Below are 13,369 nucleotides of genomic sequence, written 5' to 3' on the forward strand. Positions count from 1 at the left end.
TATCAGTTTTAGAAAACTCAATATGAATCTATTAGCACTATAATATAAAATCCAAATCGTATGATTATAATATCATCGTTTAGGAGATTCCTTTCATAGTGAGTAATGTGGTTACCCAAACAATAACAGAAGAGAAAAATATACCCACACTATTTGCGATAAAAGCTTTTCGTTTTTTAACCTTAAATAAATATGTAGCAATACTTCCTGCATACACACCTGTACCAGGAATTGGGATCATAACAAATAAAAGAAGTCCCCAAAATTCATGTTTTTGAATTTTAGTACCTGATCCTAATTTTGCTCTTCGTGCTACATATATCGCAGCTTTTTTATAAAACGTCCATCGAAGTAAATATGTATTCATCTTTTCCAAAAAAAACATCATCATGGGAAACACCAATACATTAGATAAAAAACATAAAACAAATACCAAGTAGATATTTAATCCACTTAGCATACCATAAGGAATCCCAACCTTAGCTTCACCAAAAGGGGAAATACTCCACAAAACAGCTATAATAATATCCTTAATCACAAACAATTTTTCTTACAGCCTGCAAAGGTAACGTTCTAAATGGTTTGTACCATAATTTTAAATCTTAAAAAAGGTCTAAATTAGCTTTATAGCTCTAATTTTAACAATAAAGCTCTTTTTATGGCCTTAACAGCTTGGGTTCCAGCCATAAATATCCTACACACAATAGAAACAGAAGATAAAAACCTAAAAGAGGTATCGGTCGTATCGTATGATTCTGGATTGTTTCACTCTTCAATGATTTTTTATAATGCCTCTTATTTTCTTCAATTGTTTTATATACCATCTGAGATTTCCAATGAGAGGTATCTGCTACAAAGTACTCAAATACTTTTGTTGTATCCTGCTCTATAAATTGAGTATTCCATCCAAAATCTCTTGGATAAGCAACCCCTTTCCAAAGGTTTTTTATATCAATATCACTACGCATCGAAACACTATATTTTTTATTGGTTTTGACTATTGGCTTTGATATTGATGTTCTTACCTCAAATGTAAAAGGGTGATCTTTATACGCAATTATCGATGTTGTCTCCCATTCTATCTGTGGAGTTTCTTTACGACTTAAACTAGTAATGAGTTTAGACCATATTTGTTGATAAGCAGTGGTATGGCCATCTAATACTAGTTCATATGTATTTTCTAGCACTGTGGTTCCAACTCTACCATTTCCAATGCGTTTGTATCCAGATATGATTTTGGTATTAGGTTTAGTATGAATATGCTGCAAAAGAAATTCGTCTTTAAAAACAAAAGCATGTTTAGAAAGTTTAGCTTTTGTCTCACTATCCAATCGGGTTTCTGTATTTTTTTCTGACACAAAATTAAAAGCCCCTAAGCCATTTGAAGCTCTGAAAAAATTAGAGTCTGGCTGGATAAAAATACCCAGGCCATTTTCTTTTACCGAATTCTCTAAAGCAATACGTGATGCTCTTCCCAGGTTTTTTAATGAATTAGCATCAATAATAACAAGATCAAAAGATTCTAAATTCTTTTTAGAGAAAGCTCCCATAGGTACTCTTTCCATATTAAAATACTCGAACTTATATCTTCCTTTGGTGATCTGACTCCTTACCAGTACTTGATGTCCCATTTCTGCCAGATAGTTTTTAAGGTACTTGGTTTCAAAAGTGGGAAAACCATTTACCACTACTATTTTTAACGGGGTAGAATCCTCTACAATTAAAGGGATAGGGTCTGTAGATAAAGTTTCCCCTAAAGTATCTTTTTCGACTAGTGAAAAGAGATAGTTTCCTTTTACATTAAGATTGGTTGTGAATTCAAATTTTTGCTGTTCTCCAACAAGTAAAGAAACAGAGTCTAAACCTGCTCCTCCCGGTCCTTCTAATATAAGTCTATTTCCTTTTTGTGGATTAGCATATAATCCTGTAAATACCTGTCGTTTACCAACCGTATTTTTATAATCATATTTAAATCTAATTACCCCAGAGGGAGTGTTTCTTCCCAGGTAGGTAACGTTATAATTATCTAATTGCCAGAGGTCATAAGGTTGCACACCATACCCAAGTACAAAAACAGAATCCGGAGCGTCTATACCTTCAAAAATAGGATGATTAGCTTTATACTGATGTTTTTTTAGTTTTTTATGAATTCTCGTCAGGCTATCTAATTGTTCTTTATCATAGCCTTCGGTAAGCAAAACCAATTTAGTAGTTATAGTATTGGTAGTAGAAATTGCAGGTTTTAATGCTATGATAACAAGCGAGGTAATTGCCAAAAAGGCTATTGTTATTTTTACCCAAAATCTACGTTTCCCAAACTCAGGCCATTCTTTCCATATAAAAACAAACCATAGTATTATCCCGCCAATACCAATTTGCCATATCCAGTTCTCATTCAAAAAAGTTACTTGATCAATCATGAATTTGAAGCTCTTTTAATAGTAATTCATTAATCTCACCTGTTAATATTTTCTTTTTAAATGGATTGGGTTGCAACTCGGGAAGCGCATAAAACAAACCTCTCTGTACTTCGATTAAAATTGAAGGTGATATGATCCTATCTTCGGTAATCTGTTTTAACTGTTGTAAAGTTTTTAAATATTTCCCCGGGTTTTCAATAGCTTTGGTGGCCAGTTCATTTCCTGCCTGTTTAAAAAGGAGCCTATCTTCATCGGTAAGTACCGTTTTATTAGATATCAATTGCTCAAGCCTTAAAACAGTTTTATATATAGACGGATATAGTTCTGGGAGTTGTAGTTCTTCTTTTTTTCTGAAATTAGACACTTCGTCAATTTTACCCGTAAGTCTTTTATTCTCTTTAATCGGTGGAGGATCAAAACCAATACGGTGTACATAGACTCGGGCACTATTTTTAATTTCCTGAATCAATTTAAGTGCTTTATATTGATATGGTAAGGATTTTTCTGGAGTATACAATCGTAAATATAACTCGGCATCCCACATTTCATTTAAAGCCTGTCGTAATTTACTTTTTAAAGATTGCGTAAAAAGCGTTGACTCTTCGGGATCATCATGATTATGCAAGTACTCATGCAAAGGGTCATTTGCTTTTTCGTCATCCTCTTCTTCTTTGTGAGGTACCAGATTATGTTCATTTTCATGATCATGGTCATGAGTATACGCTGCTAATGGATCTTTTTCTTTTTCATGATCTTCATCGTTATGTTCATCTTCCTCCTCAGGAATTGCCGTATTTTCCTCTGTTGCCGACCCAAATTCTGATTCGTCTCCCATAAATTCACCATACTTAAGGCGTAGTACTTTTTGATCGAACCCTAATTCATTACTTTTAAATTTGAAGTCTTTTTCTGATAATTTTGGTTTATCCTTAATCAATTTTTCTGTATCAATAATCAACTGGCGTTGGCTTCTAAAATAATCTGGCATTAAGTCTACTCCCATTGTTCCCTCTACGGCAAATTTATCAGAAATTGTATCTTTTATAACAGCAAAAAAGGTTTCACTCCTAGAAGTATTAGGTCTGGGTTGCTTAAGATCCAGTGCTTCAATATAAAAATAAAGTTCATCTCCCGGTTCCATATTCATTTGATCCAGATTTATATTTTTTGATAAGCTTAGGTTTTTGTATCCTCTACCTACTTTATTATCAAAACTTAATTTTTCCTCTCTAAACTTAACAGATTCACCAGATCCTTTACTAACCGTTGCTATGATATATACTTCAGCAATACCAAAATCATCGGTAACAGAAGTTGTGAACGCTATTCTTTTGTTTTCATCATAAGAAAAGGAGGTAAATTGTTTTAAATCCGTAATTTTTATATCCGGCCTTTTATCTTTTATACCTTCAATCGAATATAATTCAGAAGTGTATGAAGTGCCCTGCATATCTGTAAATTTGAAATTGTAGAATCCCGATGTATTTAAAATTGAAGTTCTTACATATCCATTATCAGTCAATTTCATAGGATAGCTATTTCCCATACTTTCCATAGATACATTTTTAATTTCAGTATCAAATGTTATTTGCCACGATAATCGCGATCCTTCTACCGCTTTTATTTCCATTTTTGAAGTTTCCATAGAAGGTTTTCTTGTATAAGCAGGGTATTGTATGGTTAACAATTGACTTTCTAGTTTAGGTTGTTGGGTAGTCGTTGTAGAATCTATGGGTTTAAAAATTATGGTATCTGGATCTACTTTCTTATGCTGTGACCATTGTAAATGATCAAGAACATGATATCTATATCCAATAAAGCCAACCAGTGTACATAAACCCATTATTACGCAGGCTCTGAATAAATGATGAGGCGGTTTTATCGTTTTTAATTTTTCTACAAGTTCTTTTGTTATCCTATATTGTTGCAATTTTGCCAAATCCGATAATTGTTCTTTTGGTAGTAGCAAAAGACCTGTGCTATACTCTGCAACATCGAGGTGTTGATCAATATAACTACTCACCATTTTTAAACCAGGTTTCCAGGGTTTCACAAAAATTACAATCAATAAAGCAACCGATATCAAAGTAGCAATTGAAAAAATCAGGTTAAAGAACAAAAAATACATTAGAATAGCGGGGCCTAGTGCATAGAGCAAAACCTCTATCCAAAGCATGAGTTGCCAACGCTTTTTAAACCGAGTTAATATTTTATCTCCAGACGCTATCATTGTTTTCTATATTTTGCTATGATACGCTCTGTGATGAGGAATAGTATACATAAAAACCATAACCACTTAGACAATTCTAAAGTAGTAGAATTGTCTTTATTTTTCTTAACATCTGTAGCTACTATCGGAAGTAGTTCTCCGACATGTATAACTCGTTTATCATACGATTTAATTTTTTCTTCTAGACCTTCATTACGATTAAGTATAGCCAGTAGATGCTCTGCAAAATATTCATTTACGACACGTTCTGTATTAAGAGGTTTTGTAAGATAGAAGGTTTCTTTTGAAGATCCTTTTTCTATAATATTATGAGATAAATCATCTGGTTTATACAGGAGTAGTGTTGAAGAAGTTTGCGGAGTTTCATCTTTACTTAACCATATTACTGTATTAAAAGCATCAAGGTGTATCGTATCTATATTCTGTACGGCACGAACATTAATAGGCGTGTTAAGGTGTTTTGATATTGCGCGATAGGCAGCTTCAACATATGTCTTTTCTGCGGATAAACTATCGTCATAAAATACTAATATGCGAACAGATGGCTCGGTAATAAGAGGATGTTGCTCTTGATTTCCGTTTACCAAAAAAACGATACTATCCTTCTCTTTATTAAATTCGATTCGATTACTACTCGTAGCAACAAGTCCTTTCTCAAAAGATACATGTTGAGCATCACTTAATACAGAAAGTAACTGTATTGCATCTTCTTTTTTAGTAGCACTAAGAATATTCTTAGTTGGTTTTTCGGGATCTAGAATTACCCATGATATATTTTTATGAAGCTGTGGTCTCTTCCCTTTTATACCCGATACAAATGCATTCGTTACAACAACAATACTATCGGTTTCTAATGTTTCCATTTCTCTGGCCAATTGCCAATACCCTGGAGTTACGGTAGGGATTTCATATGTTGGATCGTTTTGATATTCTGGAAAACCAGGTTGTAAAAGTCGTATTGGTGCTTCGGTTTCTATAGTATCCAGAATTGTATTTACCTCTTCATATTCGAGTAGAGAAGGTTCTATAATATAAGTAATAGGTACGGTAGTAACTTTTCTTTTTATCTGTGGCTCTGCTATGATCATAACAAGTGTACTAATCAATAACAATCGTAAAAGTAATAACCACAATTCATTGATTTGAACACTACTCGTTTGTTTTGAATCAGACTCATCAAGTAGCTGAATACTTCCTATCTTAATTGTTTTCCCTTCTTTTTTACTCCACAGATGTATTGCAATAGGAACAATACCTCCTAATAAAGCCCATAAATATGTGGGGGTGAGAAAAAACATACTAAATTAATCTATTTCGTTTCTTCAGAAATACCTGTAAAGCCTCTCCGATATTCTCATTTAGTTTAAACAAATGATAACCAATATCATTAGCCAGCAGCGTATTTTTTGTGTTTTTCATCATTTCTTCTAATGCAGTGAGGTATTGCTTTTTTGCTGTCTTAGCATCTATCTTACGCCTTGCTCCTGTTTCCAAATCTTCGAATGTAATGGTACCTTTGTAGTCAAATTCCAGTTCGTTTTTACCCATCAAATGAAATACTACAACTTCATTTTTAGGTGTTTTCAACCGTTTAACGAAAGAAGTTAGCTCTTCTCTGTGTTCATACAAATCGGTAATAAAGAAAATCAATTCTTTATGGTTACGATCATGAAGGTTTTTTGACGCTCCAGGGTCCTCTGGCCATTTTCCTTCATTCTTAATATTAATCAATTCTAATAACAGACGATTATAGTGTTTTTTCTGAATTTTGGGATATACGCTATGTAATTGGTGATCATTAAGTGCAAAAAGACCCACAGCATCTCCTTGATTTTGGGATAAGTATGCCAATGAAGCGACCAGCACTCTGGTGTAATCCATTTTAGACAAATCTTCTTCCTTATGAAGCATAGACATACTGGCATCGACAATAAATTTTACCGCAATATTACTTTTTATCTCTGATTGCTTAATATAGTATCTACCTGATCTGGCGAGCATTTTCCAATCCAGTAGTCTTAAATCATCACCCGGTTCATAATTACGAAATTGACTAAACTCCATCCCCGGGCCTACACTTCTGCTGTGATTATGTCCAGACAAATATCCATCAACTATTACACGTGCAATGAGTTCTAATCCAGATACATTTTTTATAAGCTCTGGTTTTAATAATTGATGATAGTCCTGTTTCATACCAATTTAACTTTAAAATATCGCATATCAGCTCTTTATCGGAATAGCGTTTAACAGTTGATGAGTAACATCATCAGACGTTATACCTTCGGATTCTGCTCTAAAATTTACAATAACTCTATGTCGCAATACCGGTATAGCGACATGTTGTATATCTTCTAATGTAACCGATAAGCGTCCTTTCATCAAAGCACGAGCTTTGGCTGTTAATATCATTGCCTGGCCTGCTCTTGGGCCTGCTCCCCAATTTACCCACTCTTTTACATATGTGTTTGTAGTAGTTTCTGGCCTTGTCGCTCGTATTAGCTTACTTACAAATGTGATAAGATCATCACTTATAGGCACTTCTCTAACCAGGTTCTGCAGTCTTAATATATCGTCACCGGTAATCACTTTATGAAGTGTTTCTTTTTTGGTACCTGTTGTATTTTTTAAAATGGTAGTCTCTTCTAATTCGCTAGGGTATCCAATTTTTATATACAACAGAAAACGATCTTGTTGTGCTTCTGGCAACATAAACGTACCCGATTGCTCAATAGGGTTTTGAGTAGCGAGAATAAAAAATGGTTTATCCAGGGTATAAGTTTTACCAGAATATGTTACTTCAAACTCCTGCATAGCTTCTAGCAGTGCTGCCTGAGTCTTTGGTGGTGTTCGGTTAATCTCATCTGCCAATATAATATTAGCAAAGATGGGTCCTTTATTAAATTTAAAAAACTTCTTTCCGGTGCTATAATCTTCTTCAAGTATTTCGGTACCAATAATATCTGAAGGCATTAGATCGGGAGTAAATTGTATTCTTTTAAACTTTAAATCAATGGCTTGCGCTAATGTTCGTATCATTAACGTTTTTGCCAACCCGGGAACTCCTTCTAATAATGCGTGTCCACCTGCCAGAAAAGTAATCAGTAATTGTTCTACGGTTTCCTCCTGCCCAGTAATTACTTTGCCAATTTCTTTCTTTAACTTGGTAAGTTTCTCGGTAAGTACATTCACCTCTTGTTCAATACTTGCTAAATTTTTATCCATACATCTTCTTTTATGATGTTAAAGCATACATCACTATATTTACTCCAAAGCGAGTATTATCTATTTTATACCATCGCTTATTTCTAAAATCATAATCCCATTCGCAACCATAATCTTTGTTGCTGAATAAAACCCCTATCCTACCATTAATTTCAATAGCTTTTAGGTAATCATGTACAATATCATCTCCCCATCCGTTAAGTTCTTGTGAGGTCGTGGGTGGGCCATCTTCAAATTCGAAGAAAACGTTATATATCTCATGAGTATTAGGGATTTTTTTTAACTGCTGAGGGCCAAAGATATCCTCCATTTGTCGTTCAAATGATTTTGAAAACAAACCATCTATATCATGATTACAATCATCTGCAAAGACAAAGCCTCCGTTTCTGACATATTTCTCAAAATTCTCTCTTTCTTTCTTTGTAAATTGCACTAGTTTATGCCCTGATATATAGCAAAATGGACTTTTAAATATTTCATCGCTACTAAGGGATATAATTCTTTCTTGCGTATCTACTTTTAGGGTAGTATACTCTACTAGAGAATTTAAAAGGTTTGAAGGCATTCTTTGATCTACATCCCAATCTCCCGACTCATATTGCAATCTTGTAAAGAAAAACTTGTTACTCAATGCAGTTATTATTTTAGCTTTCAAAAACATATTACCCCATAACATCGTTACGATTAATGGTTAAAACAGTATCGAAAGAAAAAACTGGCCATAATGAAGCTAATCAAAATGACCAGTTTATATTATGAATTATATTTACACCGCATCAGACAAGCTGGTAAAGGTGAAATCTCTTACCTTCATATAAGGTACCAAATTACCATTTATCCTAACTTGTTTTCCGAGTGTTTCAAGATTATTAAGCATAATAATCGGACTCTCATTAAATCTAAAGTTCTTTACTGGATGTTTTATCTTTCCATTTTCGATATAGAACGTTCCATCCCGGGTAAGACCTGTATATAAGAGAGTTTGAGGATCTACATTTCTGATATACCATAATCTGGTAACCAAAATTCCTTTTTTGGTTCCTTTAATAAGGTCTTCTAAAGAGGCATCTCCTCCTTGCATAATGAAATTAGATGGAAAAGGTACTGGATCAACTCCTTTCTTCTCTGCCCAATAACGGCTATATGCTAAATTTTTTACTACTCCATTCTCTATCCAGCTCATCTTCTTTAAAGCCTGTCCAGATCCATTCCATGTACTTGTAGGTGCATCTGGATTTAAAGGATCAGACCAAATGTTTACACGTTCATCTACAATCTTTTCTCCTAGTTTAGTTCCTCCACCTTCTTTAGACATAAAACTTCGCCCTTCATCTGCAGTTCGTGCGCTAAGAGCACGACCAATATTTTGTAGTAACCCAACTGACGCTGCAGGTTCAAGAATTACAGTATATTTACCCGGTTCAATAGCTTTGGCTTCTCTTGATGTCACTGCCTTATCTATCGCTATATTAGAAGCTTTTGCTGCATCAAACTTACTGATATCATTAAAATCACGAGATACCCATCCTGATCCGGTACCATCATTAGTTCTCATCGTAACCGTGAAATTAGAACCTGTAGATTGATTGTAAGCAAAAAGACCATTAGAATTCATCATTGCACTAAACCCATAAGAATCGTTAAAAAACCCCGCAGCAGTAACATCTTTTGCTACAGCTGGCTCAATACTACTACTTGCTACAGTAGCACGATACTCTGGTGAGATATTGGCCGATGCTTTGTTATAGGTTATTGATTTATCATAAGTTTGAGGCCCTAAAGGCCCCATAAACTCAGGGTTTTCTGGCGAAAGTTTTGCTAACTCCTCTGCTCTTTTGACTACTTTCTTTAGGGATTCATCATCAAACTCATCAATGGTAGCCGTACCCGATTTTTTTCCGAAATTAGATTGTACTACCAGGTTTTGATTAGATCGATGACCTGCAGTAGAAACCGTATTACGCGCATAGCGGATATTTCCGCTTTCGCTTCCACTCATATTTATTTCACAAGCATCAGCAGTAGAAAAGCTCAGTGCTTTTTCCATAATTTGCTTTGCTTCTTCTTTTGTATATATTGCCATGATATTTTTATTATTTGTTGGAAAAAGATGTTTTAAATAGTTCTACCTGTATTGATCACATTTACATTATTAAACCTGGTAGTAGAACTTCCGTGTGATACAGCACTTATCTGAGAAGGCTGTCCTTTACCATCAAAGAACGATCCGAATAACCTATAGTCATCTTTGTCGCATATTTTGGCACAAGAATTCCAAAACTCCTGTGTATTAGATTGATAAGCAACATCATCTAACATACCCACAATCGCTCCGTTTTTAATTTCGTAGAAAGCAGTACCGCCAAACTGGAAATTATATCGTTGCTGGTCGATAGAGTACGAACCTCTACCAGCAATATAAATTCCTTTTTCTACATCTTTTATCATGTCATTAACATTATATTTTTCTTTACCTGGTTCTAACGAAACATTAGGCATACGTTGAAATTGTACATCGTTCCAACTCTGAGAATAGCAACAACCATGTGATTCGTTCTGATCTATCATATGCACCTGATCTCTGATTGCCTGATAATTGGTTAATACACCATTACGTACAAGATCCCATTGTTTTGTCTTTACTCCTTCGTCGTCATATCCAACAGCTCCTAGAGATCCTACTTGTGTTTTATCTGCTACCAGGTTAACGATATCACTACCATACTTGAAGTTTTTGGTTTTCCATTTATCAAGAGTAGCAAAACTTGTTCCTGCATAGTTGGCTTCATATCCCAGTACACGATCCAACTCGAGCGGGTGCCCTACCGATTCGTGAATAGTTAATCCCAGGTGATTTGGTTCTAATACCAAATCATACTTACCTGCTTCTACCGATTTGGCACTAAGTCTTTCTTTGGCTTGCTTGGCTGCCATAATAGCGTCTTCTACCATATCGTAGCTTCCTCTATATAATTTCATTCCTGCTGGCCCATCTAATTTTTCTGAATCCAAACCGTCCATATATTCATATCCCATTCCCATAGGAGCACTCATTGCCTGGCGTGATTTAAACTTATTATTAGCACGATCAATAGCCGTAACCGTAAATGTTGGCCATATACGGTGAACATCCTGATCTATATATGACCCATCGGTAGATGCAAAATATTTTTGCTCATTTACCATAAAAAGACCAGAATTCACAAAATTAGCTCCATTTTTCATTGCAGCTGCATTAGCGCTAAGCAATAGATCTACTTTTTCTGAAATAGGTACTTTTTTGAAATCCTTTTTAATAGGTGTCTTCCAGGTAACTTCTCCATAAGATTTTACTGGAGCCAGTTTCACAGGTACTTTCTGAATTTTTGAATTTGCTTTTGCAATTGCAACCGCTTGTTCTGTTGCTTTTTTAATCCCTTTTTCTGTTACGTTATTGGTAGAAGCAAATCCCCAGGTTCCATTGGTAATAACTCGTATACCAATTCCAAAAGATTCTGTATTTACCACATTCTGAACCTTGTCCTCTCTGGTAAATACATATTGATTTAGATATCTTCCTATTCTTGCATCGGCATAAGATGCTCCCAAAGTTTTGGCAGTATTTAATGCTATGTCTGCAAGGCTTTTCTTGATTGCGACATCCATCCCAGGATTTAGCAAAGCTTCTGCAGAAATATTATTTCCCATAAGCATGGATGGCATCATTAATGCGCCAGATCCTAATCCAGCGTATTTAACAAAATCTCTTCGTTTCATATAAACCTCCTTTTTTGATTGAATGAATATTTATTTATGGTGTTTTAGTTTTTAATGTATGCTAAATCTAGAAACATAACGCTATAGTATATATCATTTTTTGTGAGGAAATATGATGATTATTATCTAAAAAAAACTTAAAAAACATACGGGTTTTTTCATTCTTTTAAGATCCCCAAAGTTAAAATCATATCATACCAAAAAGAAGCTAATTACGTCTACTTTTTATTTTTAGTACAGCACTAAAAGTAGAAAATTTATGTCAAATAACAATAGTACCCAAAAATGTTAAAAAAAGAGTAAGAATTTTCGTATACAAAAGAATACAAGTTTACAAAAAAAACACATAACTCACTGTAAAACAAATGTTTATAAAATAAAAGGTAATCTAATATACAATCAGAAAATTATCAATAAAATACCTGAATCACTAGATTTGAGTGTATTTAAAATTTTGTTAAACTTTTATATTTTTAACGCAACTGTTATCAAAATCATAAAATATCTTTAGCAAAATTGCTCTTTTACAACGTAAAACAGTATCTATCAACATATATAGGAAGTTATAATCTCATCCTACCTTATAGAGCAAAAAATGATCTTTGCATATGTAACCTTTGTTACTGATAAATATTTTTTGGCGCATTACTTTTATCCAAAATTCAACAACATGTTTGGTAGAGGTTCAAAATTATACAGCATATTGTTTTTAAAATGTCCACGTTGTCATGACGGAGCATTTTTAGAAGCCAACCCATATCACCTAAAACGTTTCAATAAAGTAAGAAAAAGATGTCCCTCATGTCGATTAAAATATAGTATAGAGCCCAGTTTTTATTATGGTTCAATATATGTTTCATATGCAGTTGGTATCGCGATAAGTGCTGCTGTTTTTACCTTAATACAACTGCTTGGGTTAGATTTGACCCCAATACACATCTTTATTAGTATTGTTGTTACCTTAATACTTTTAATGCCATACATTGGAGCGATTTCAAAATTGATTTGGGCCAATTTCTTCTTTACCTACGATGCATCTATTCCCAAAGCTAAACAAGATTCTAAATGATTCAGGAACTAAAAAACAGTTACGGGCGCCAGTTTGAAAATGCTTTGATAAACGACATACTACAAGTCGGAACTTTTAGAGAAGTTCCTGCTGGATATAAGTTGATTGAAATTGGAGATTATATCAAAGGAATGCCATTACTAGTATCGGGAGCAATAAAAGTATTTAGAGAAGATAAAGAAGGAGACGAATTGTTATTATATTATTTAGAACAAGGAGACACCTGTTCGATGACAATGACTTGTTGTATTGGCCAAACTCGAAGTGAAATTAGAGCAATAGCAGAAGTAGATACAAAACTTATCATGATTCCTATTCGAAAAATGGAAGAATGGACGGCCAAGTACAAATCCTGGAGGAATTTTGTGTTTGAAAGCTATCATAACCGATTAAATGAACTTCTTATTACTTTAGATAGTATAGCTTTTGATAGAATGGATGAACGCCTGGTGAATTACCTGAAGGAAAAAGCTCGAGTTAATAACGAATATATTATTCGTAATACACATCAGGAAATTGCACAAGAGTTACATAGTTCTAGAGTAGTGATATCTCGCTTATTAAAAAAACTCGAACAAATAGATAAAATAGAATTACATAGGAATTATATCAAAATTCTTGATTTATAAAAGCTCTGTAACCAATGTTACTGATTATAGATTTATGTTC

General features: G+C 34.1%; 11 protein-coding genes. 2 read left to right on the forward strand and 9 right to left on the reverse strand.

Annotated elements, in window-relative coordinates:
* Window positions 1-79: 79 nt before the first annotated feature.
* The 9 genes from NNH57_RS06665 to NNH57_RS06705 all read right to left on the reverse strand — a co-directional run bounded on the left by NNH57_RS06665 (window position 80) and on the right by NNH57_RS06705 (window position 11,631).
* Complete coding sequence (locus tag NNH57_RS06665; protein WP_074409183.1) at window positions 80-538, reverse strand: COG2426 family protein; 459 nt, start codon at window positions 536-538, stop codon at window positions 80-82.
* A 118-nt stretch (window positions 539-656) separates the two neighbouring features.
* Window positions 657-2,420 carry a hypothetical protein gene (locus NNH57_RS06670; protein WP_108809438.1) on the reverse strand — a complete coding sequence of 588 codons (1,764 nt, stop codon included), beginning with the start codon at window positions 2,418-2,420 and terminating at the stop codon, window positions 657-659.
* On the reverse strand, window positions 2,413-4,650 hold the full coding sequence (locus tag NNH57_RS06675) for a tryptophan-rich sensory protein (RefSeq protein WP_108809437.1): 2,238 nt from the start codon (window positions 4,648-4,650) through the stop codon (window positions 2,413-2,415). Before NNH57_RS06675 ends, NNH57_RS06670 begins: the two co-directional genes overlap by 8 nt.
* The gene (locus tag NNH57_RS06680) at window positions 4,647-5,948 is read right to left on the reverse strand and encodes a BatA domain-containing protein (RefSeq protein WP_108809436.1); all 1,302 of its coding nucleotides are present in this window, start codon (window positions 5,946-5,948) and stop codon (window positions 4,647-4,649) included. The genes NNH57_RS06675 and NNH57_RS06680 overlap by 4 nt, the downstream gene beginning before the upstream one ends.
* A gap of 1 nt (window position 5,949) precedes the next feature.
* The gene (locus tag NNH57_RS06685) at window positions 5,950-6,846 is read right to left on the reverse strand and encodes a DUF58 domain-containing protein (RefSeq protein ID WP_108809435.1); all 897 of its coding nucleotides are present in this window, start codon (window positions 6,844-6,846) and stop codon (window positions 5,950-5,952) included.
* 27 nt (window positions 6,847-6,873) lie between these two features.
* Window positions 6,874-7,875: an AAA family ATPase gene (locus tag NNH57_RS06690; RefSeq protein WP_108809434.1), complete on the reverse strand. Its 1,002-nt coding sequence runs from the start codon at window positions 7,873-7,875 to the stop codon at window positions 6,874-6,876.
* Window positions 7,876-7,885: 10 nt separating this feature from the next.
* Complete coding sequence (locus NNH57_RS06695; RefSeq protein ID WP_074409423.1) at window positions 7,886-8,506, reverse strand: DUF4159 domain-containing protein; 621 nt, start codon at window positions 8,504-8,506, stop codon at window positions 7,886-7,888.
* Between the two features lie 135 nt (window positions 8,507-8,641).
* Window positions 8,642-9,958, reverse strand: a complete 1,317-nt coding sequence (locus tag NNH57_RS06700; RefSeq protein ID WP_074409189.1) for a TldD/PmbA family protein — start codon at window positions 9,956-9,958, stop codon at window positions 8,642-8,644.
* A gap of 32 nt (window positions 9,959-9,990) precedes the next feature.
* The gene (locus NNH57_RS06705; protein WP_025664227.1) at window positions 9,991-11,631 is read right to left on the reverse strand and encodes a TldD/PmbA family protein; all 1,641 of its coding nucleotides are present in this window, start codon (window positions 11,629-11,631) and stop codon (window positions 9,991-9,993) included.
* A gap of 595 nt (window positions 11,632-12,226) precedes the next feature.
* On the opposite strand from NNH57_RS06705, the gene NNH57_RS06710 reads away from it, so the two are divergent.
* Together NNH57_RS06710 and NNH57_RS06715 are read left to right on the forward strand one after the other, a co-directional pair.
* Window positions 12,227-12,700, forward strand: coding sequence for a DUF983 domain-containing protein (locus tag NNH57_RS06710; RefSeq protein WP_234423456.1), 474 nt, complete (start codon window positions 12,227-12,229; stop codon window positions 12,698-12,700).
* Window positions 12,697-13,329 (forward strand): Crp/Fnr family transcriptional regulator, encoded by a 633-nt coding sequence (locus NNH57_RS06715; protein WP_074409190.1) that lies wholly within the window; start codon window positions 12,697-12,699, stop codon window positions 13,327-13,329. The genes NNH57_RS06710 and NNH57_RS06715 overlap by 4 nt, the downstream gene beginning before the upstream one ends.
* Window positions 13,330-13,369 lie beyond the last annotated feature (40 nt).

This window comes from Aquimarina spinulae, from assembly GCF_943373825.1.
GTDB lineage: Bacteria > Bacteroidota > Bacteroidia > Flavobacteriales > Flavobacteriaceae > Aquimarina > Aquimarina spinulae.